Origin of the sequence: Pedobacter jejuensis (genome assembly GCF_003725795.1) — a bacterium.
GTDB classification, from domain to species: Bacteria; Bacteroidota; Bacteroidia; order Sphingobacteriales; family Sphingobacteriaceae; genus Pedobacter; species Pedobacter jejuensis.
The window spans coordinates 303,982-324,693 of the sequence record NZ_RBEE01000023.1 but is presented as its reverse complement, the minus strand read 5'-3'; the positions used below and the strand labels follow the sequence as shown (position 1 = coordinate 324,693).

General features: G+C 36.2%; 16 protein-coding genes. 8 read left to right on the top strand and 8 right to left on the bottom strand.

What is annotated here, in order from left to right; translation table 11 throughout:
- Positions 1-63 precede the first annotated feature (63 nt).
- A complete protein-coding gene (locus tag D7004_RS12130; RefSeq protein WP_123206113.1) occupies positions 64-1,956 on the bottom strand; it encodes a RecQ family ATP-dependent DNA helicase in 1,893 nt (630 codons plus the stop codon).
- Between the two features lie 72 nt (positions 1,957-2,028).
- Between D7004_RS12130 and D7004_RS12125 the strand changes: the two genes are divergently transcribed.
- Positions 2,029-5,256: an amidohydrolase family protein gene (locus tag D7004_RS12125; RefSeq protein ID WP_167459483.1), complete on the top strand. Its 3,228-nt coding sequence runs from the start codon at positions 2,029-2,031 to the stop codon at positions 5,254-5,256.
- Positions 5,257-5,383: 127 nt separating this feature from the next.
- On the opposite strand, the gene D7004_RS12120 is transcribed toward D7004_RS12125, so the two are convergent.
- Positions 5,384-7,579, bottom strand: coding sequence for a B12-binding domain-containing radical SAM protein (locus tag D7004_RS12120; RefSeq protein ID WP_123206112.1), 2,196 nt, complete (start codon positions 7,577-7,579; stop codon positions 5,384-5,386).
- A gap of 136 nt (positions 7,580-7,715) precedes the next feature.
- On the opposite strand from D7004_RS12120, the gene D7004_RS12115 reads away from it, so the two are divergent.
- Positions 7,716-8,432, top strand: coding sequence for a hypothetical protein (locus tag D7004_RS12115; protein WP_123206111.1), 717 nt, complete (start codon positions 7,716-7,718; stop codon positions 8,430-8,432).
- A gap of 110 nt (positions 8,433-8,542) precedes the next feature.
- Here the strand turns inward: D7004_RS12115 and D7004_RS12110 are convergent, their stop codons facing one another.
- The 3 genes from D7004_RS12110 to gatB all read right to left on the bottom strand — a co-directional run bounded on the left by D7004_RS12110 (position 8,543) and on the right by gatB (position 11,905).
- On the bottom strand, positions 8,543-9,232 hold the full coding sequence (locus tag D7004_RS12110) for a response regulator transcription factor (protein ID WP_123206110.1): 690 nt from the start codon (positions 9,230-9,232) through the stop codon (positions 8,543-8,545).
- 103 nt (positions 9,233-9,335) lie between these two features.
- A complete protein-coding gene (locus D7004_RS12105) occupies positions 9,336-10,448 on the bottom strand; it encodes a TlpA disulfide reductase family protein (protein ID WP_123206109.1) in 1,113 nt (370 codons plus the stop codon).
- The gene (gene gatB / locus D7004_RS12100; protein WP_123206108.1) at positions 10,448-11,905 is read right to left on the bottom strand and encodes an Asp-tRNA(Asn)/Glu-tRNA(Gln) amidotransferase subunit GatB; all 1,458 of its coding nucleotides are present in this window, start codon (positions 11,903-11,905) and stop codon (positions 10,448-10,450) included. The genes D7004_RS12105 and gatB overlap by 1 nt, the downstream gene beginning before the upstream one ends.
- A 223-nt stretch (positions 11,906-12,128) precedes the next feature.
- On the opposite strand from gatB, the gene D7004_RS12095 reads away from it, so the two are divergent.
- The 3 genes from D7004_RS12095 (at position 12,129) to D7004_RS12085 (ending at position 14,007) form a co-directional block, all read left to right on the top strand.
- On the top strand, positions 12,129-12,758 hold the full coding sequence (locus D7004_RS12095) for a hypothetical protein (protein WP_123206107.1): 630 nt from the start codon (positions 12,129-12,131) through the stop codon (positions 12,756-12,758).
- A 111-nt stretch (positions 12,759-12,869) separates the two neighbouring features.
- Entirely contained in the window at positions 12,870-13,382 is a 513-nt protein-coding gene (locus D7004_RS12090) for a hypothetical protein (protein ID WP_123206106.1), read from the top strand.
- A 121-nt stretch (positions 13,383-13,503) separates the two neighbouring features.
- The gene (locus D7004_RS12085; RefSeq protein ID WP_123206105.1) at positions 13,504-14,007 is read left to right on the top strand and encodes a hypothetical protein; all 504 of its coding nucleotides are present in this window, start codon (positions 13,504-13,506) and stop codon (positions 14,005-14,007) included.
- 75 nt (positions 14,008-14,082) lie between these two features.
- Here the strand turns inward: D7004_RS12085 and alaS are convergent, their stop codons facing one another.
- Positions 14,083-16,698 carry an alanine--tRNA ligase gene (alaS, locus tag D7004_RS12080; RefSeq protein WP_123206104.1) on the bottom strand — a complete coding sequence of 872 codons (2,616 nt, stop codon included), beginning with the start codon at positions 16,696-16,698 and terminating at the stop codon, positions 14,083-14,085.
- Between the two features lie 114 nt (positions 16,699-16,812).
- Between alaS and D7004_RS12075 the strand changes: the two genes are divergently transcribed.
- Positions 16,813-17,148, top strand: a complete 336-nt coding sequence (locus tag D7004_RS12075; RefSeq protein WP_123206103.1) for a MerR family transcriptional regulator — start codon at positions 16,813-16,815, stop codon at positions 17,146-17,148.
- Here D7004_RS12075 and D7004_RS12070 read toward each other — a convergent pair.
- Complete coding sequence (locus D7004_RS12070) at positions 17,143-17,535, bottom strand: type II toxin-antitoxin system VapC family toxin (protein ID WP_123206102.1); 393 nt, start codon at positions 17,533-17,535, stop codon at positions 17,143-17,145. The two genes, D7004_RS12075 and D7004_RS12070, sit on opposite strands and share 6 nt — an antisense overlap.
- Positions 17,520-17,747 carry a hypothetical protein gene (locus tag D7004_RS12065; protein WP_123206101.1) on the bottom strand — a complete coding sequence of 76 codons (228 nt, stop codon included), beginning with the start codon at positions 17,745-17,747 and terminating at the stop codon, positions 17,520-17,522. The genes D7004_RS12070 and D7004_RS12065 overlap by 16 nt, the downstream gene beginning before the upstream one ends.
- Positions 17,748-17,885: 138 nt before the next feature.
- On the opposite strand from D7004_RS12065, the gene D7004_RS12060 reads away from it, so the two are divergent.
- Entirely contained in the window at positions 17,886-18,686 is an 801-nt protein-coding gene (locus tag D7004_RS12060) for a PorV/PorQ family protein (RefSeq protein WP_148042792.1), read from the top strand.
- On the top strand, positions 18,676-20,706 hold the full coding sequence (locus D7004_RS12055; RefSeq protein ID WP_123206099.1) for a ComEA family DNA-binding protein: 2,031 nt from the start codon (positions 18,676-18,678) through the stop codon (positions 20,704-20,706). The genes D7004_RS12060 and D7004_RS12055 overlap by 11 nt, the downstream gene beginning before the upstream one ends.
- Positions 20,707-20,712 lie beyond the last annotated feature (6 nt).

The window sequence follows — 20,712 nt, the reverse complement described above, 5'->3', positions numbered from 1 at the left end:
TTTATTGATAATTTAAGACGCATCTTTATACCATATCCCCTCATCCATTTTAACATTTTCCATTTACAAGTAGTATTTCTTCCCATCAGTTTTAATCTTGCTGGCATCTAATAATTCTCGAATAGCGTTGATGCGTTCATTTTCAGTACCATTTTTAATACTGGTAACCAAATCATCTAAACTTAAAGGTTGCTGTTGTAGCAACGAGATGATTTCGAAATCAATTTCATCACTTGTCTGACTTTTATTTTCGGCTCGTTTCTCGGCTAAGCAAACATCACAAACACCACACTTTGAGGCATTGTGTTCATCAAAATAAGTTAACAATTGAATGCTTCTGCAAACATTTGTTGATGCATAAGCAATTACGGCATTAACTTGTTTCAGTAAAACTTCTTTACGTAGTTCGAGATATTTAACATCTAAATCAAAATGTTCCATATCTACCCTTGGTCTTATATACTGCAACTGCGGCTGGTCGGTTTGTTGAAGGTAGGTAAGCAATTCTATGGATTGCAATTTATTGAGCAGGGCAATAATTTCTTTGTAGGATAACCCTGTTTTCTTTGCCAAATCGGCCTCGTTAATTTTAACAAAACCATCAAAAGCACCACCATGAGAGCGTAAAATGGTTTTGATAATCCCATCATAGGCTTTATTTTCGATTTGGAAACGATAAATATCTTCGTGATTGGCAATGAACATCATTCTCGATGGCAAAAAAACGCTTTCTGACAAAGTGATATACCCATCATGCTCTAAAAACTTTAAAGCTGATATGGTTTTTAACACGCTTATATTAAATTGTTTACAAAAATCAGCTATATCAAAAGTAAAGGTTAAGCCTTCGCCTGCCCCAAAGGCCAATTGAAAATAATTGCCTAAGTAGTGATATACTTTTCTGATTTCATCGGGATTGGGGAAACTATTTATGTAGCGGGTTTCCAAACTAGAAATATCAGAATTGTTGGCCAAAAGCACCGCGTAACTTCGCTTCTCATCCCTTCCGGCCCGGCCTGCCTCTTGATAATAGGCTTCCAAACTTTCGGGTAAATCAAGGTGCACCACAGTTCTAACATCGGCTTTATCAATCCCCATTCCGAAGGCGTTTGTAGCCACTATAATGCGGGTTTTGTTTAACTTCCAATCTTCTTGTTTTTGGAAACGAACATCGCGTTCTAAACCAGCATGGTAAAAATCAGCTTTAATTTGGTTTCGATTTAAAAAGTTAGCAACCTCTGCTGTTTCTCGCCGATTGCGAACATAAACCAAACCTGTACCATTTACATTCCTGCAGATTTCTATTAGTTTTTTATATTTATCTTCCTTATTAAAAACTACATAGCTTAAATTATCTCTAGCAAAACTTTTAACAAAAATCTGCGGATTTTTTAGCTCTAGTTTCTCAATAATATCCTTTCGAACAAAATCGGTTGCTGTGGCTGTCAATGCCAAGACAGGAACTTCAGGATGAATTTCTCTTAATTTTGCAATTTGTTGGTAAGGCGGGCGGAAATCGTAACCCCATTGAGAGATGCAGTGTGCCTCATCAACCGCAATTAAATTAACATTCATGTAGGAAATCCTCACCCGAACCAAATCCGATAACAACCTTTCTGGAGAGAGATACAAGAATTTTATTTTGCCATAAATGCAGTTATCCAACAGGATATCGATTTCTCGTTTACCCATCCCGGCATAAATGGCAATGGCCTCAATCCCTCTTGATTTTAAGTTTTCTACCTGGTCTTTCATCAAGGCAATTAAAGGCGAAACCACGATGCAAATTCCTTCTTTTACAAGTGCTGGTACCTGGAAGCAAACCGATTTACCTCCGCCTGTTGGCAAAAGCGCTAAACTATCATTTCCCTCTAAAACAGAGTTGATGATATCTTCTTGTAGTGGTCGAAAAGCTGGGTATCCCCAATATTTTTGTAAAATCTCTACTGCGGTCATAAATCAGGCGTATCAAAACTATAAAAAAGCTGTTGATATTACTAAATTGCACCACAATTAATCAAAATTTAGATGAAACATCTCTACGTCCTATCTGCCTTATCATTATTGTTTTTCACTACCAACGCCCAAGAAAAAAAGTGGGATGTAGAAAAATACATGGGTACAACTAAAAATTTCACCTTAAATACTGATGAAGGAACTTGGATGAACCTGGATGTTAGTCCGGATGGGCAGGAAATTGTGTTCGACTTACTTGGCGATATTTATACCATGCCAATTTCTGGTGGACAGGCAAAATTGATTAGTGGCGGCATCGCGTATGATGTTCAGCCTAGGTTTAGCCCGAATGGGAAATACATTTCTTATACCAGCGATAGAAGTGGCGGCGATAATATTTGGATAATGAGTCGCGATGGAAGCAATAAAAAGCAGGTTACTAAAGAATCTTTCAGGTTGCTGAACAATGCTACCTGGATGCCAAATAGTGAATACCTAATTGCCCGTAAACATTTTACAGCCGGTCGCTCTTTGGGTGCAGGTGAAATGTGGATGTACAACATAAATGGTGGCGATGGCGTTCAGCTAACTAAACGCAAAAACGACCAGCAAGATGCCGGAGAACCCAATGTTTCGCCAGATGGAAGGTATGTTTATTTTAGCGAAGATGTTACTCCGGGACCGAATTTCGAATACAGTAAAGACCCAAATGGAACAATTTACGCCATTCGCCAGCTGGATTTAACCAACGGAAAACTAACCACTTTAATTGATGAACAAGGTGGAGCTTGCAGACCGCAGGTATCGCCAGATGGAAATTTGATTGCATTTGTAAAAAGGGTTCGTTTAAAATCGACATTATTTGTGCAAAACATTAAGACCGGCGAAGAATGGCCAATTAACGAAGATTTATCTCACGACCAACAAGAAACCTGGGCAATTTTTGGTGTTTATCCAAACTTCGCCTGGATGCCAGATAGCAAGAGTTTAGTGTATTACGCGAAGGGAAAAATCAGAAAAACCGAAATTGCAACCTTAATCAATACAACCATTCCGTTTCAGGCAAATACCGTTCAAACCGTTCAGCAGGCGCTACATTTTGAACAGCAAGTGTTTAAAAATGAGTTTTCTGCTAAAATGTTGAGGCAGTTAAAAACATCACCTGACGAGAAGACAATTGTTTTTAACGCAGCAGGATATCTTTACAAACAAGAATTGCCAAACGGTGCGCCAGAAAGATTGACAAATGGTTTGGATTTTGAATTCGAACCAAGTTTTAGTCCGGATGGAAAATTTGTGGTGTATACTACCTGGAGCGATGAACTTCGCGGAGCGATAAAAAGAACAGATTTAAAATCAGGGAAAACAATAACAATAAGCGATGAAAAAGGATTTTATTATTCGCCACAATATTCTACAAAAGGAGATAAAATTGTTTTCAGAAAAGGAAGCGGAAACGATGTTTTAGGTTATAATTATGGCCGTGGAACGGGAATATTTACCATGCCGGCAAATGGTGGAGCAAAAACATTGATTTCTGAAAATGGTATTCGTCCGCAGTTCAATAACACCGATACAAGAATTTATTTTCAAAGCTATGCCGATGGCAAAAAAGCGTTAAAAAGTATCGATTTAAATGGTGCTAACGAAAGAACGCACTTCACTTCGCAATATGCCAATCAATTCGTCATAAGTCCTGATAATAAATGGGTAGCTTTTAACGAGCTTTTTAATGTTTACATCACACCGATGATAAGCGTTGGCGTTGCGCAAGATGCCTCGGCGGGAAACAAAGCAATTCCGGTTGCAAAAGTTACCACCGATGGTGGAACGTATATACAATGGAGTGCTGACAGCAAAAACTTACATTGGACTTTAGGACCGAAATATTATACCATAGATGTAAACAAAGCATTTAATTTTGATGGCAGTACACCAAAAACTCAGGCTACATCAATTGATGTAAATTTGGTTTTAAAATCTGACAATCCAACTGGAATTGTTGCGCTAAAAGGTGCCAGAATCATCTCCATGAAAGGAGATGAAGTTATCGAAAATGGAACTATTCTAACTGATGGAAATAAAATCACAGCTATTGGAAAGGCTGATGCAGTAACCATCCCATCGAATGCAAAAGTGATTGATGTTAATGGCAAAACCATTATGCCGGGAATCATTGATGTTCATGCACATTTGCGTACCAGCCCGGATGGAGTTACACCACAAAACGATTGGAGTTATATGGCCAATCTAGCTTTTGGCGTAACTACCGCACACGATCCATCGAGCAACACCGAAATGGTTTTTAGCCAGAGCGAAATGTTGAAAGCAGGCAGAATGATTGGCCCACGAGTATATTCTACGGGTTCTATTTTATATGGTGCCGATGGTGATTTTAAAGTGGTAATTAACAGTTTAGATGATGCTTTGGCCAACCTTAAAAGATTGCAATCCGTTGGCGCATTTTCTGTAAAATCTTACAATCAACCCCGCAGAGAGCAACGTCAGCAGATTTTAGAGGCTGCCCGACAGTTAAAAATGGAAGTAGTGCCAGAAGGCGGTTCAACGTTTTTTCATAACATGAATATGATTGCCGATGGACATACAGGAATAGAACATAGCATTCCGGTTTTGCCAGTTTACAAAGATGTTACCACGCTTTGGAATAACACAGAAGTTGGCTACACACCTACCCTAATTGTGGCTTATGGTGGTCAATGGGGTGAGAATTATTGGTACGATAGAACCAACGTTTGGGAAAACGAAAAGCTAATGACTTACACCCCGCGTTCGATTATAGATGCAAGGGCGAGACGTAGAACAACTTCAGAATACAGCGATTACAATCATATCGATATAGCAAAGGCGGCGAAACAAATTGCTAATGGCGGTACAAAAGTTAACCTTGGTGCTCACGGACAAATACAAGGTTTAGGTGCGCATTGGGAATTGTGGATGTTTGTTCAGGGTGGTTTCACGCCAATACAAGCCATCAGAAATGCCACTTTAAATGGAGCACATTATTTAGGCATGGATAAGGAAATTGGCTCGTTAGAAGTTGGAAAATTAGCAGATATGGTTATTATGGATGCCAACCCTTTAGATGATATTAGAAACTCTGAAAAGATAAAATATGTAATGATTAATGGTCGTTTGTACGATAGCGCAACCATGAATGAAGTTGGAACAAGAGAAAAGCTTCGTGGTAAATTGTGGTTTGAAAATGCAAGGGGTAATGGTTTTGTGGTACCAAATGGCGAATCAGAAACCTGGACATATACGGTTCCGCATTGCGATTAATTTTGTATCTTCCATATAAGGAATATAGGACTTTGCGCATCTATGGCTCTTACATTTCTTATATGGTTAATTTATTCTTGACAATAATATGCTGAAATGAATTCAGCATGACGATAAGTGAAGATAATTACAAAACCAACAACCCAAATTCCCTCAACGTATTTATTGGTTTAGAAAACCAGAATAATTCGAAATTTTCCATTTCGGTTTCAAAATCTGCTTTTACATCTGCAAAGGTCAAAACTATTTCATTTGAAACATTTATTTTCTGCAACATCAAAGCCAACCACTCTCCCTCTTCTTTATTGGTTTGAATAGTAAAACTTTCTCTTTTATCATGAAATGTTAGTGATGCCGTTTCCCAGGTGTTGCCTTTTTTTGATTTTATAAAATATTCAGTTGACGGTTTTCCTCCTATCCAAACCACTTTTGCTGTCGGTTTAGTTTGAAAGTTATTATCCTCTTTTAAAGCCTTTTCAATAAAATCATATGGAATTCTTGTTCTTGGGATTTTAAAATCGAACCAGTCTTGCAGTTCATAATCAAAACAAATTCCATGCATAAAATTGAATAGCGACTTTTTCAAACCGAAGCTGAATTTATTATGGTCGATGCCGGTTTTATCGATATAATTAATGTCGTTATTGGCAAAACTACCAATGCTTTCTGTTTCCTTTACTACACCAAATTTTTCTGGGTACATCCCTACCGGACTATGGGCGGTCATGGCAAATTGATGCCAGAATCCAGACTGTAAAACCCCCGCTTCAAATAATTGCCGAACCATTTCTAAACTATCTACAGTTTCTTGAATGGTTTGAGTGGGATAGCCATACATTAAATAAGCATGTACCATGATGCCGGCCTCCGTAAAATTTCGGGTAACTCTAGCCACTTGCTCAACAGTAACGCCTTTTTCAATCAGTTTTAGCAGCCTATCAGATGCTACTTCTAAACCGCCAGAAACGGCAATGCATCCCGATGCCTTGAGCAACAAACATAAATCTGCAGTAAAACTTTTTTCAAAACGAATGTTGGTCCACCAAGTAACAGCCAGTTTTCTACGAAGAATTTCTAAAGCAACCTCACGCATTAAAGCTGGTGGAGCTGCCTCATCTACAAAATGAAAACCATTTTGACCGGTTTTAACAGATAATTCTTCAATTCTATCTACAATTTGTTTCGCCTGAACGGGTTCGTAAACCTTGATGTAATCCAAAGAAATATCGCAAAAAGTACATTTTCCCCAGTAACAACCGTGCGCCATGGTGAGTTTGTTCCATCGGCCATCGCTCCACATGCGGTGCATTGGGTTTACAATTTCAATTACAGAAATATATCTATCCAATACCAAGCCCGAATAATCGGGTGTACCAACGTCTGCCTGTTTATAATCTTTTCTAAACGAATCGTCTTTGTAAACTACTTCATTGTTTTCGAGTAAGAAAGTGCGTTTGTACATCTGCATTTCAACAGGAACTACACCGCTAATATTATGTATGAGTAATTCTATGGGCAATTCGCCATCATCCAGAGTAATAAAATCAAAAAATTCAAAAACTCTTTTATCAGATAGTGAACGTAATTCCGTATTCGGAAAACCACCTCCCATCGAAATTTTTATTTCTGGAAAATGTTTTTTAACCCACTGTGCAGAACGGAAAGCACTATATAAATTCCCAGGGAAAGGAACAGAAATCAAAAATAGCTTTGGTTGAACGGTTACGATATAATCTGTTAAAACCGAAATCAGAATATTATCAATGTAACTTGGCTCTTGTTGTAACGCCTGATAAAGTTCATCAAATGAATTTGCACTTCTGCCCAAACGTTCGGCGTAGCGACTAAAACCGAAGTTTTCATCAACACATTCTATAATAAAATCAGAAATATCTTCCAGATAAAGGGTTGCCAAATGCTTGGCTTTATCTTGCGTTCCCATCGCTCCGAAAGCCCAATCTAATTCTTCCAATTGTGCAAATCTTGATGCTTGAGGTAGAAAATCATCTCCACATATTTGCAGCGCCAACGTTGGATTTTTACCTTGCAGGAAAGCAATTACAGCATCAATCGTTTTTAAATATTCATCGCCAAGCGCTAAAATTCGTTTTGAATTATCACTTTTTGGCTTATGATTGTCAAAAGAAAATAAATTCTCAAGACCTTTCTTTGAAAACATTTTCAGGATTACTTCAATACCTAAATCAGCCTGAGTAGAACTTATATTTTTAGTATTTAAAAAGCCTTTTATATACGCCGACGCTGGATATGGTGTATTCAGTTGGGTAAATGGCGGCGTAATGATAAAAATGTCTGTCTTCAAAAGGAATATTTAAAATACAAAAGTACGGGAATTTTAAGACTTAAAGGTCGCAATTGAATTCCCAAGCATGATATTATTTAGCTAAACTAAATATTCGATAATCACGTTGTATAAGTACATCAACGCCGTGTATTGAATGAAATTTTTCTTATCCTTTTTATTGTTAATTTTTTGTGAGTCTTCTTTTGCTCAAAAACCATTCATATTTCCTAAAATTAACGCACAGGGTTTATCTCAAGCGCAACTTACGCCTGCCAATTGGACTATTATAGAAACCGCAAATGGCGATTTAAATGATGATGGCGTTAATGACTTAGCGATGGTTTTCGAATCGGATAAAATTACTGATGAAACCCGAACCTACGGCGATAATAACACAGAAATTATAAAGGAAACCCAAAAGCCCCGAATTTTAGCGATTTATTTTAAAGATAAATCAACCGGAGCTTATCTCTTATCAGCTCAAAATAATGATTTTATTTTACGTTCTGAAGAAGGTGGTAAGCTTGGTGACCCATTGCAGCGCATTGCAATAAAAGACCAGCAATTGTATTTGAGATTTCAAGGTGGTGCAGAATGGCGTTGGGAGCTTGGTTATACTTTTAAATTCGAGAACAAAGATTGGTTTTTAACTAGTGCCATAAATCTCTATTTCAATCAAAATACAGGGGATATGACTGAACGGGTTTACGATTTTAAAACCAGAGAATTATTTACAACGGTAGGCAATTTGCACAAACGAGATATTTCTAATCAAAGAACCAGTGAAGTTTTATATTTTTCGCAATTAAGAACTTTTAAAACATTTAAAAAGCCTTGGGCTTGGGAAATTATGCCAAATGTTTATTTGTAATTATTTCATTAGCCTTGAAAAAATAATACATAAAAAAACACAGATTAATTTTCAAAAATCTGTGTTAATTACTTTGTAAAAGTATGTTGAGTTAATCCTTTAATAATCTTTTAAGATAGCTCAAACTTATAACCAACTCCTTTAACCGTTGACACATAAGTTTCGCCTAATTTTTCACGTAGTTTACGAATATGAACATCGATTGTACGGTTTGTTACCACAACTGAATCTTCCCAAATATTTTTAAGAATCGATTCGCGTGTGTAAACTTTACCGGGTTTAGAAGCTAAGAGATACAACAATTCGAATTCTTTTTTAGCCAAAACCACTTTGTTACCGCCTTGAAAAACCAAATAGGCCTCGCGGTCGATAACTAAATCGCCAATTTCTAATTTATTTTCAGATACTTCTTCTGAGCTTGTGTTTCTTCTTAAAATAGCATTTATACGGCTGATTAAGGCTCTAGGTTTAATAGGTTTTGCGATGTAATCATCAGCACCAACATTAAAACCAGCAATTTCAGAATACTCTTCGCTCCTGGCAGTTAAGAAAACCATAAATGTATTTTTGAATTCAGGAATTGCCCTCATTAAGCGGCAAGCCTCAATTCCGTCCATTTTTGGCATCATAATATCCAGAATTATTAAATCGGGATGAACCTTTTTGGCAACCGTAATTCCCTCTTGGCCGTTTGATGCAGTGAAAACTTGGTAGCCTTCCTTTTTAAGGTTATATTCTATCAATTCCAGAATATCTGGTTCATCATCAACAATTAATATTTTCTGACCTGCGTTGTTCATAGTTAAATATTTGTTACGAAAGTAGTGTCTCTGATGTAATTTTCAGTTAACACTAAGTTAAGAAATTGTTAACGACTTAAATTAGTTTAACATTGAGTTTCTTTTATCGTAACGTTTTTGCTAAAAATGCTTCCAATTCATCACCACGAAGGTTTTTTGCAGCGATTTTACCTGTTGGGTCAACAAGGTATGAAGTTGGAATTGCCTGAACCTGATATCTCTTAACCGTTTCTCCATTAAAATCTTTCAATTCTGAAACCTGTGTCCACATCAGTCCATCAGCTTTTATAGCACCTAACCAGGCAGCTTTGTCCGTATCTAAAGAAATACCTAAAATATCGAAGTTTTTGGTTTTATACTTGTTGTAAACTTTCACCACATTTGGGTTTTCCTGGCGACAAGGTTGACACCAAGATGCCCAAAAATCGACCAAAACATATTTCCCTTTGTAATCTGATAAGTTTACCGGTTTTCCATCGGCTGTGTTTATTGTAAATGATGGAGCAACCTGCCCTACTTGAACCGTTTTTAGCAAAGCCATTTGTTTTACAAAAGTATCTACAGTAGCATTTCCTTTAATTTCCTCTTTAACCTCATCAGCAAATTTTACCAATTCAGCCTCAAATTCTTGCGGACTCAAAGTGTTCATTGCATAAAAACTTGCCAGGGTACCTTTATTATCTTTCGCGAATTTTATAATTTGAGCATTCAATTGATTGATGTAAGACTCGTATTGAGGTTTCATTTGTTCTAAAATTGCTGCTCTGTTTTGAGGTTGGGTAGCAACTTTCGACTCGAAATCTGCTTGCAATTTTTCTACTTGTTTGGCAAAATTGTTTCTGATAGCGTTTAACTCAGATAATTTCTCTACTTCGTTAGCACCAGAAATTTTGTAAGCCATAGTTTTATCGGCTAAATCAGCCTCTAATTTAATTTCATCACCATTTTTTGCAATAAGCATAAATTCGTGATTGCCAACAGATACACGGAAAAAATCGACTGATGGCGTTTTACGGATAAATTTGAACTCGCCCTTTTCTGATAAGTTAGTAGAATCGATTGCAACCATTTGGCTGCTTTGCATTCCATATAAAAATACCTTCTTCTCCGCACCCGGATTTTGGAAGGTCCCGTCAATAGTAAAGTTATCTTTTGGTTTACAAGCGGTGAAAGCAATCGCGATTAATACGATAAGGCTTAAGTTTTTCAATCTCATTATTTTAGTTTTTCTAGTATCAATTCATTTAATTTTTTAGCATCGGCTTTACCTTTAGCCAGCTTCATTACATCGCCGACAAACAAACCTAAAACGCCTTTTTTACCTTTTTTATAAGCCTCGACTTGTTGAGGATATTTATTCAATACATCATCAATAAAGCCACCTAGTTCGTCAGTATTTTCTGAGATAAGTAAATTCATGGATTGCGCCAAAGCCGCTACATCACCATTTTCATGTTCTTCTACAGCAGGTAAGAGTTGTTGTATGGCTATTTGCTGGGTGATTTTTTTATCATCAACTAAATTAATGGCAACAGCCAATTGCTTTGGTGAAACCTTATAATTGCTGATGGCAATACCTTTCTCACTTAAAACAGCTCTAATTGGACCAATTAACCAATTAATCAAGGTTTTCTTATGGTTTACAATTGGCATTGCCTGATTAAAGTAATTCAGCAAGTCCAAATCTTCTGCGAATAGTGTTGCATCAGCTTTGCTGATACCAAACTCTTCTACCATTTGTTTGGAAATTTCATTTGGTAAAGCGGGCATAGCTGATTTAATTTCTGCTAACCATTCATTAGAAATATAAATGGGTTGCAAATCCGGATCAGAAAAATAGCGATAATCGTTTGCTTCTTCTTTGGTTCGCATTGGCGATGTTGTACCCTTATCTGCATCGAAATTTAGCGTACTTTGAACAATTGTTCCACCATTGCTAATCACCTCAACTTGTCTGCCGAATTCAAAATCCATAGCCCTACGTACGTTACGCATGGAATTTAGGTTTTTCACTTCACAACGCGTTCCGAATTCAGTTGTTCCATTTTTACGGATGGAGATGTTTGCATCGCAACGCAAACTGCCCTCTTCCATATTGCCATCGCTTACATCTAAGTGGCGCACAAGTTTTCTAATCTCACTTAGTAAAGCCGATGCCTCTTCCGCACTGCGGATATCAGGTTCAGTCACAATTTCTATCAAAGGAACTCCAGCACGGTTTAAATCAACTAAAGAATAATTTTCATCCTGGTCGTGTATGCTTTTGCCGGCATCTTCTTCTAAATGAATTCTGTTGATTCCGATTTTTTTTGTAGAACCATTAGCAAGTTCGACTTCTAAAAATCCATTGATACAAATTGGCTGATTATCTTGCGTAATTTGATAGCCTTTTGGCAAATCAGCATAGAAATAATTTTTCCTATCGAAGTGATTAATTTGATTGATAGTACAGTTTAAAGCTAAGCCAATTCGAATCGCTTTAGCTACTACTTCTTTATTCAATTTTGGTAAAGCACCAGGTAAAGCCAGAGAAACGGTAGATATATTTTGATTGGGTAAAGCACCGAAAGATGCACTATCAGCAGAGAATATTTTGGTATTGGTATTTAACTGAACATGAATTTCCAGTCCTGAAACGAGTTCGTAATTGTTTTGGTTTGTACCTAAACTCATATAAAAATGATGCCTTTGATGTATTGCGCTCGCAAATATAGTTAAAGAATGTTAAAACGAATTGCCTCCATTAAACTACTATGTAATGGTTCTGTCTATTTCAATAATTAACACACAAAAGAAACCTTTAATTTAAAAACGTTATGCAATCTTCATTGGCTAATCACAAGTTACAACACACAGCTAATGTTCGCTTCATGAAAATTAAAACAAAATTAAGATTATGAAAAAGTTATTTCTATTTGCTGCAATTCTGATGGTTTCATTATTCAGCATTAACAATGCGAAAGCACAAGTTAGCTTAAATATAAATATTGGCTCACAACCAGTTTGGGGACCAACAGGCTATAACCATGTGGATTATTATTACTTCCCGGATATCAATGCTTATTATTATGTTCCATCTGGACAGTACATTTATTCAAATGGCGGCCGTTGGGTTTGGGTAAATAGTTTACCTGCTCAATATGGTAATTTCGATTTATACAACTCATATAAAGTTGTTGTAAACGAACCAAGACCCTATTTAAGAAACAATGTTTACGTTACAAAGTATAGTAAATTTAAAAATTACAATGGTCGTCAAGCCTTAATTAGAGATAGTCGTGATGCGAAATATTACGTGGTTAAGGGACATCCAAACTATAACAGCAACAAAACGGTGGTAATAAATAACAATAATAACCGACCTAGCCGTACACAAAAAACTGTTGTAAGGGTTAATCAAAACTCAAGACCAACTCCAAATATTGGTAGAGTTGTACCTAGAAATGATAACAGAGGCGTAAATAATAGCAAAGGTGAAAATAATCGTCCTGAAAGAGGTGGTGAAAAAGGTAATGGCCGTCATTAGTAATATAATTAGTTGTGGTAAAGGGAGTTTCGAAAGAAACTCCCTTTTTTATTTTAATTTTCTGGCATGAGATTTGGATTTAGATAAATCAACACCCGAATTAAATCGATTATGAAAAAATTATTTTTAATGGCTGCAGTAATGATGGTTTCATTATTCAGCATGCCAGCTAAGGCTCAATTAAATGTGAATGTTAATATTGGTTCACAACCATTATGGGGTCCTACAGGTTATGATCATGTAGATTACTACTATCTTCCTGATGTAGAAAGCTATTATTATGTTCCCAAAAGGCAATTTGTTTACTTGAATGGAAACGATTGGGTTTTTGCAAATAGTTTACCAGCTAGATATGGAAATTATGATTTATACAATGGGTATAAAGTTGTAATTAATTCTCCAAAGCCTTATTTAAACTTTAAAAATGACAAAGTAAAATACGGAAAATTTAAAGGCAATAAAGGTCAGTTGGTTATTAGAGATAGCCGTGATAGTAAATACTATGTCGTGAAAGGTCATCCACATGGAATGCCTCCTGGCCAAGCTAAAAAAATCTATGGTAAAGGAAACAATGGAAACGGAAATAACGGAAAAGGCCACGGAAATGGTAAAGGGAAACACTAATCCCTAGTATAGTATCTATAGGAAGTTTCGAAAGGAACTCCCTTTTTTTATATCTCTTTTACAATACAAATTTTGGCACAGCGTTTGAATTTATAATTGTACACACAAAATAAAAACGATTATGAAAAAGTTATTAATCATCTCCGCGATTGTAGGTATCGTGGCTTTAACATCTAATCAATCTAATGCTCAAGTAAGTTTAAATGTTAACATTGGTACGCAACCAAGATGGGTTCCGGCAGGGTATCAAAATGTTAATTATTATTATCTTCCAGAAGTTCAATCTTACTATTCTGTGCCGACAAGGCAGTTTGTTTATTTAAATGGTAACCGTTGGACCAGGTCGAGGTATTTGCCAGCTAGATACCGTGGCTATAATTTAAACCACGGAAGAAAGGTAGTAGTGTATGGAAATAGCCCGTACCGCAGTTACAATACACACCGTACAAGATATTCGAATCGTGTAAATGTTATTCGTTCATCATATGGCGGTCGTGGGCCGGTTAGATACAATTCTCCAAGAAATCATTATAAGCCACAACGTGTTGATTACAGAAACCACGATAGAAGAGTAAATTCTAGCTTATTCTCAAAAGGACATAGAGAAAAGCATGGCAGACATTAAAACAAAAAAAAGAGGCTTTAGGGCCTCTTTTTTATTGCTTAATTTATTTGAAATAACAGCATATCTGATAGTGATTTACTTTGTTATAAATCCCTCTGCTTTTTCCAAGACAGTTTGCAAACCAGCAGGATTTTTACCCCCAGCAGTTGCATAAAACGGCTGACCACCACCACCACCTTGAATTTCTTTACCTAATTCACGAACAATGTTCGATGCGTTCATACCTTTCTTAACCAAATCATCAGACAGCATTACTGTAATTCCAGGTTTGCCGTCAATTTCTGTAGTGAAAACCAGAAACAAATTATCAATCATATCTTTTAATGAGAAAGCAAGATTTTTAACTGCATCAGCACTTTGTAAATCAATGTGTTTTGCAATTAAGTTTACGCCATTTATACCTCTAACGTGATGTACAATTTCATGCTTTAAAACATTAACACGCTCTAAGGTAGATTTTTCAATCTCTTTCTTCAGCTTTGCATTTTCATCTATCAAAGCCTGAACCGATGCTGATAAATCTTTAGAACCGTTTAGCAAAGCTTTCAAATGTCCAAGTTCCTTACGTTGGTCTAAGAAATATTGTTCAGCTTTATCAGCGGTAATTGCCTCAATTCTACGAACGCCAGCAGCAACCGCACTCTCTGAAATAATTTTGAAAGAACCAATCTGACCTGTTGCTTTTACATGTGTACCGCCACACAGTTCTTTTGAAAAATGGTCATCAAATGTTATCATACGAACAAAATCACCATACTTTTCTCCGAATAAAGCAGTTACTCCACTTTCAATCGCATCTTGATATGGAACATTTCTTTGTTCTTTTAATTTGATGTTCTGTCTTATTTTTTGATTCACAATTACTTCAATTTGAGCCAACTCTTCATCCGTTACCTTAGCGAAATGAGAAAAATCGAAACGCAAATAATCAGCATTCACTAGCGAACCTTTTTGGTTTACATGCTTGCCTAAAACATGTTTCAAAGCGGCATGCAATAAGTGCGTAGCGGAATGATTGTCTTCTGTTAAAACACGTTTATCTTCATCAACAACTGCCCAAAATTTACCTTCCAAATTGTCAGGAAGAATATCGGCCAAGTGAACTGTTAAGCCGTTCTCTTTTTTTGTATCGGTTATGTCAACCCAAAACTGGCGACTATGGTCTTCCAAACGACCGGTGTCTCCTACCTGACCACCACTTTCAGCATAAAAAGGCGTTTGGCGCAAAACAATTTGATATTGCTCTTTACCTTTAGCTTTAACCTGACGGTATTTTACAATCTCTGTTTCAATTTCCAAATCATCGTAACCTACAAATTCACTTTGGTCATCTGCGTTTACGATAATCCAATCACCAGTATCAATTGCAGTGGCAGCACGACTATCATCTTTTTGTTTTTTAAGCGCTTGTTCATATCCAGCCAAATCCACACTCCACCCTTTCTCTCTAGCCATTAGCTCAGTCAAATCAATTGGAAAACCAAAGGTATCTGATAATTCGAAGGCAAAATTTCCTTCCACTACATTATCTGATGCCTGATATTTCTCAAAACGTTGAATACCGGTGGATAAAGTCCTCAAAAATGAAACCTCTTCTTCTAAAACTACTTTCTGAACAAAATCCTGTTGCGAAATCAATTCATCAAATACACCTTTAAATTGTTCAGCCAATAAAGGAACCAATTGATTTAAAAATGGCTCTTTGAAGTTTAAGAAAGTATAAGCATAACGCACAGCACGACGTAAAATCCGGCGGATTACATAGCCAGCTTTATTATTTGATGGCAATTGTCCATCTGCAATTACAAACGAAATGGCACGTATATGGTCGGCCATGACACGCATGGCGATGTCCGTTTTTTCATCAGTACCGTATTCAATTCCAGATTTTTCAGCAATAAACTGAATCATTGGTTGGAAAACATCAGTGTCGTAATTAGACGTTTTTTCTTGTAAAACACGCACCAAACGCTCGAAACCCATTCCAGTATCTACGTGTTTTGCAGGCAAACTTTGCAACGAACCATCTTTTAAACGGTTAAATTGCATAAACACATTATTCCAGATTTCAATAACCTGTGGATGATCGGCATTTACCAAAGTAGCACCATCAACTAAAGCTTTTTCTTCATCGGTACGGCAATCTACATGGATTTCAGAACAAGGACCGCAAGGACCCGTATCGCCCATTTCCCAGAAATTATCTTTCTTGTTCCCAGGCAAAATATGGCTTTCATCAACGTATTGCTTCCAAAGGTCGTATGCTTCCTGATCTTTTTCTAAACCTTCTTTTTCATCACCTTCGAAATACGTAACATATAATTTTTCTTTCGGAATTTTGTAAACTTCGGTTAGCAATTCCCAACTCCAATCGATAGCATCTTTTTTGAAATAATCGCCAAAACTCCAGTTACCTAACATCTCAAACATGGTATGGTGATAGGTGTCAATTCCTACCTCTTCCAAATCATTATGTTTTCCAGATACGCGTAAACAACGTTGGGTATCAGCAACACGAGGGTATTTGATAGGTGCTTCTCCTAAAAACAAATCCTTAAACTGGTTCATTCCAGCGTTAGTAAACATTAACGTTGGGTCGTTTTTCACTACAATTGGTGCAGATGAAACGATATGATGTTGTTTTTCCTTAAAAAAATCAAGGAATGCTTGTCTTATCTCTTGTGCTGTCATTAGTATATTATTGGAGGAACAAAATTAAAATTTTATTGCGTTAATCAGGAAAAATCGAGCTACATTTGAATAATTAATTAAACGATATAAAGCACTCATAATCAAGCACAAATAATGCCGTATAAAGAAAGAGACATTAATAAAATGTATTATACCATGGGCGAAGTGACTGAAATGTTTAATGCAAACGCATCACAAATCCGTTTTTACGAAAAGGAATTCGACATTCTTCAACCCAAGAAAAACAAGAAAGGCAACAGATTATTTACTCCTGAAGACATTGAGAATTTAAAGATTATTTTCAATTTGGTTGATGAGAAAGGCTTTACTTTAAAAGGTGCAAAAGAGCATTTGAAAAATAACAAATCGGGTGTAAAAGAAAACCAGAAAATTATTGATTCACTTGAAAAACTTAAAGGATTTTTAGTGAATTTATCGCAGGAATTATAGATTTAAAATATCTAAGCTTTTAATGCGTTCGAAATGTTTGGTGTTTAATGTAGCCAATGATAAATTGTTTGAAAGTGCCGTTCCAGCGATGAATAAATCTGCTACCGCTAATTGATTCCTACTCTTTTTTAACTCATTGTTAATTTCTACTGATGCCTTGGCTGCGTGTTCATCAAATGGCAAAACATCAATTTTTAACAATAATTTATTCCAAAAGTTAAGTTGATTTTCATTTGCGCCAGAATAAATTTCGTAATATGTAATGGCAGAGATTACAAAATCGTATCCCTTATCAAATAAAGCAATCAATTTAGAATTGATTTTATCAGATTTCCTAAAATAATCGATAAGTATAGAAGTATCAATTAGTATTATTTTATTCGCCATTCATTAATTGCATTTCTAGTATTTTCTAAAGATTCTAGCTGTTCAGTTGAAAAAACTGGCCCATTCAATAATAAATCCTTATAATCTTCACGATCTTGTTCTGCTAAAGATTTTTCTTCAACTTCCTTTTTAAGCTTTAGCCACTGTTTTTGAGGCATACCTTTTATCAACTTAACTAGTTGCGCAAAACCGATGTCAACCTGTACTTCCATATCATCAATTTATGTAAATCAAATTTAATCAATTATTATCTCAACAACAATCTTTTTGTTTTAGATTTAAATTTCTCTATTTTAGAATAACCAATCAACAATCACCCCTATTTTTTTTAACTGGTTTAACGCCCTTTTATGAAAATATGGAAAGTATTGTTAATCTCCCTCACGCCTTTTTATTTATTCGCTCAAAACAATTTGGGTCCGCGGCTTACGGCTATGGGCAACAATGGCGCAGCTGTTACCGATGTTTGGGCTTTGCAGGCAAATCCATCTGGAATCACCTCGATTGAAAAACCTACTGCTTCAATAAACTACATCAAACATCTCTTTAGCAACGAAATAAGTACCCAAGCCTTGGTTGCAGTTTTACCGTTTCAAAACAACTTTGTTGGTGCCAGTTTTCAGCGCTATGGTTTTTCAGAATATAATGAAAGTAAGGTTGGTTTTGCTTATGCCAAGAAGTTTGGCGAGAAATTATCGCTTTCGCTAAATGGAAATTATCATCAGCTTAAAATCAATAACTACGGCACCTCGACAGGCTTTTCTGTAGTTATAGGCGCCTTGTATCAATTTGATAATTACTTTACTTTTGGTGCATTTGTTAGCAATCCATCAAAGCAAAAGTTCAGCGCTACTCAAATCTCCATCGAAATACCTACAACTTTCAACGTTGGCGCAAGTTATTTTGCATCGGATAAAATCTTAATTGCCACATCAGTCAGCAAAATACTTAACCAATCTATCGATGTTAGCCTAGGTATCGATTACAGAATTATCGATTTACTCAGTTTACGCGGCGGATTAAGTGCAAAACCCTTTAAACAATACGCTGGCTTCGGTTTAAATTATAGAAAATTCTTGTTAGATATGGCAACTACGTACGATGCCAATCTAGGTTATGCACCTCAAATCGCGATTGGTTATGCGTTTTAGAATTTTAACAACTGTATTTGTATTGATGGCTTTCATTGCAAATGCCCAAATTGCCGAGCAAGAAGTTGATGTTCGTGATATTTTGGAAAGTGTGGCCGAAAATATCCCTGATGATTACGACATGACAGAGCTGATAGATGTGCTAACCCGATATCGTAAACATCCGATAAATCTGAATAAAACATCGCCAGAGGAATTGAAAACTTTGGTTTTCTTATCACCATTGCAAATCAGTAGTTTTTTCAACTACATTAAAAATAACGGCAATTTTGTTGATGTTTTGGAACTGCAAACCATTGATGGTTTTGATGTTAGAACCGTTCAAACTTTATTGCCCTTTGTTACTTTAAACGCTACTACCGAATACGAAAAACTTACTTTTAAGAATATTTTCAGTTTAGGTGAAAATGATTTGGTCATGCGTTTTGCGCAAACTTTACAAAAGCAAAAAGGTTTTACCGATTTACCGGGAAACCGATATTTAGGTTCGCCTGAAAGGTTTCAAACCCGCTATCGTTATCATTATGGCAGTATTTTATCAGCAGCAATAACTTTAGATAAAGATGCCGGAGAAAAATTTATTGGTAAACCGTTCGATTTTTATTCTGGAAACATTGCTTTAGCCAAGCTTGGTCGTATTAAAAAATTGGTGGTTGGCGATTATACTTTACAATTTGGCCAGGGTATTACCATGTGGTCGGGTTTTGCGTTTGGTAAAGGACCAGATGTAACCAGCGTAGCCAAAAAAGATTTAGGCTTACGTCCTTATACTTCTGCCAATGAATATTCATTTTTACGTGGTGCATCAGCAACTGTTAATCTTTACAAAAATATCGACCTCACGCCTTTTGTATCATTTAGAAATTTGGATGCTAGCCAGGATGTAGATTTTGATGGAAATCTGGTTCAAGCTACCATCAACCAAAGCGGATACCATAGAACACCTTCAGAACTTAGAAATAAGAATTCTTTAGGTCAGAAGATTTTTGGTGTGGCATTGCAATACACTAAAAACGGGTTAGGAATTGGTGCCATTGCCTACCACACCAAATACAGCAATAATTTTATAACACAAACAGCTATTTATGATAGGTTCAGTTTTACGGGCAATTCGTTAACCAATGTAGGTGCATATTACAATTATACCTATCAAAATATTTATTTCTTCGGGGAAATTGGTAAAAGCTTAAATAGTGGTTTAGCGTATGTAAATGGTGCGTTAATCAGTTTATCACCAACGGTTTCGGCTGCAATAACTCACCGAAGTTATGGTAAAAATTACCATAATTTCTTTAACCAAGGTTTGGCGGAGGGAAGCGAAGCAGTAAACGAAAACGGCTTGTATGCAGGCTTGAACATTACACCAAATAAACGATGGGCATTTTCATTTTATGGCGATTATTTTAAGTTTCCATGGTTGAAATATCGGGTAGATGCGCCATCAAAAGGTTACGAAATTTTAAGTCAGGCCGTATATACGCCGAGTAAAACCTTTAAAATTTTAGCCAGATTTAAAACTGAAAATAAGCAGCAGAATACAGATTTAGAGGTTCCGATTAATTTTTTAGATGATGTTAAAAAAGAGGCTTATCGTGCTGAAGTAAGCTGGCAACTGAACAAGAAATGGAGTTTTCAAAACCGTGTAGAAGTTTCTCAATACAAAAAAGGAGACGCGAATCGAGAATTTGGTTATTTGATTTATCAGGACGTGGATTACTCGCCAATGTTTTCAAAAATCACAGGAAATTTAAGAATCGCCTACTTCAATACGCCGAGTTACAACAGTAGAATTTACGCTTATGAAGATGATGTTTTGTACAGTTTTGCTTTTGGAATGTACAGTGGAACAGGATTTAGGACCTACTTAAACTTGAAATACAATCTCGCTAAAAAATTAAATGTTTGGGCAAGATATGCCATGTTTATGTATAAAGATGTGGAAACTGTTGGCTCTTACCTTGATGAAATACAGGAAAATAAGAAATCAGAAATAAAAATTCAGTTGAGGTATCAATTTTAAAAATGT

Excerpts from the sequence above, each read along its gene's own strand:
- D7004_RS12070 (WP_123206102.1), bottom strand. The coding sequence starts at position 17,535 with ATGGCGAATAAAATAATACTAATTGATACTTCTATACTTATCGATTAT.
- D7004_RS12060 (WP_148042792.1), top strand. The coding sequence starts at position 17,886 with ATGAAAATATGGAAAGTATTGTTAATCTCCCTCACGCCTTTTTATTTA.
- D7004_RS12065 (WP_123206101.1), bottom strand. The coding sequence starts at position 17,747 with ATGGAAGTACAGGTTGACATCGGTTTTGCGCAACTAGTTAAGTTGATA.
- D7004_RS12125 (WP_167459483.1), top strand. The coding sequence starts at position 2,029 with ATGAAACATCTCTACGTCCTATCTGCCTTATCATTATTGTTTTTCACT.
- D7004_RS12085 (WP_123206105.1), top strand. The coding sequence starts at position 13,504 with ATGAAAAAGTTATTAATCATCTCCGCGATTGTAGGTATCGTGGCTTTA.
- D7004_RS12110 (WP_123206110.1), bottom strand. The coding sequence starts at position 9,232 with ATGAACAACGCAGGTCAGAAAATATTAATTGTTGATGATGAACCAGAT.
- D7004_RS12130 (WP_123206113.1), bottom strand. The coding sequence starts at position 1,956 with ATGACCGCAGTAGAGATTTTACAAAAATATTGGGGATACCCAGCTTTT.
- D7004_RS12095 (WP_123206107.1), top strand. The coding sequence starts at position 12,129 with ATGAAAAAGTTATTTCTATTTGCTGCAATTCTGATGGTTTCATTATTC.
- D7004_RS12055 (WP_123206099.1), top strand. The coding sequence starts at position 18,676 with ATGCGTTTTAGAATTTTAACAACTGTATTTGTATTGATGGCTTTCATT.
- gatB (WP_123206108.1), bottom strand. The coding sequence starts at position 11,905 with ATGAGTTTAGGTACAAACCAAAACAATTACGAACTCGTTTCAGGACTG.
- D7004_RS12105 (WP_123206109.1), bottom strand. The coding sequence starts at position 10,448 with ATGAGATTGAAAAACTTAAGCCTTATCGTATTAATCGCGATTGCTTTC.
- D7004_RS12075 (WP_123206103.1), top strand. The coding sequence starts at position 16,813 with ATGCCGTATAAAGAAAGAGACATTAATAAAATGTATTATACCATGGGC.
- alaS (WP_123206104.1), bottom strand. The coding sequence starts at position 16,698 with ATGACAGCACAAGAGATAAGACAAGCATTCCTTGATTTTTTTAAGGAA.
- D7004_RS12090 (WP_123206106.1), top strand. The coding sequence starts at position 12,870 with ATGAAAAAATTATTTTTAATGGCTGCAGTAATGATGGTTTCATTATTC.
- D7004_RS12115 (WP_123206111.1), top strand. The coding sequence starts at position 7,716 with ATGAAATTTTTCTTATCCTTTTTATTGTTAATTTTTTGTGAGTCTTCT.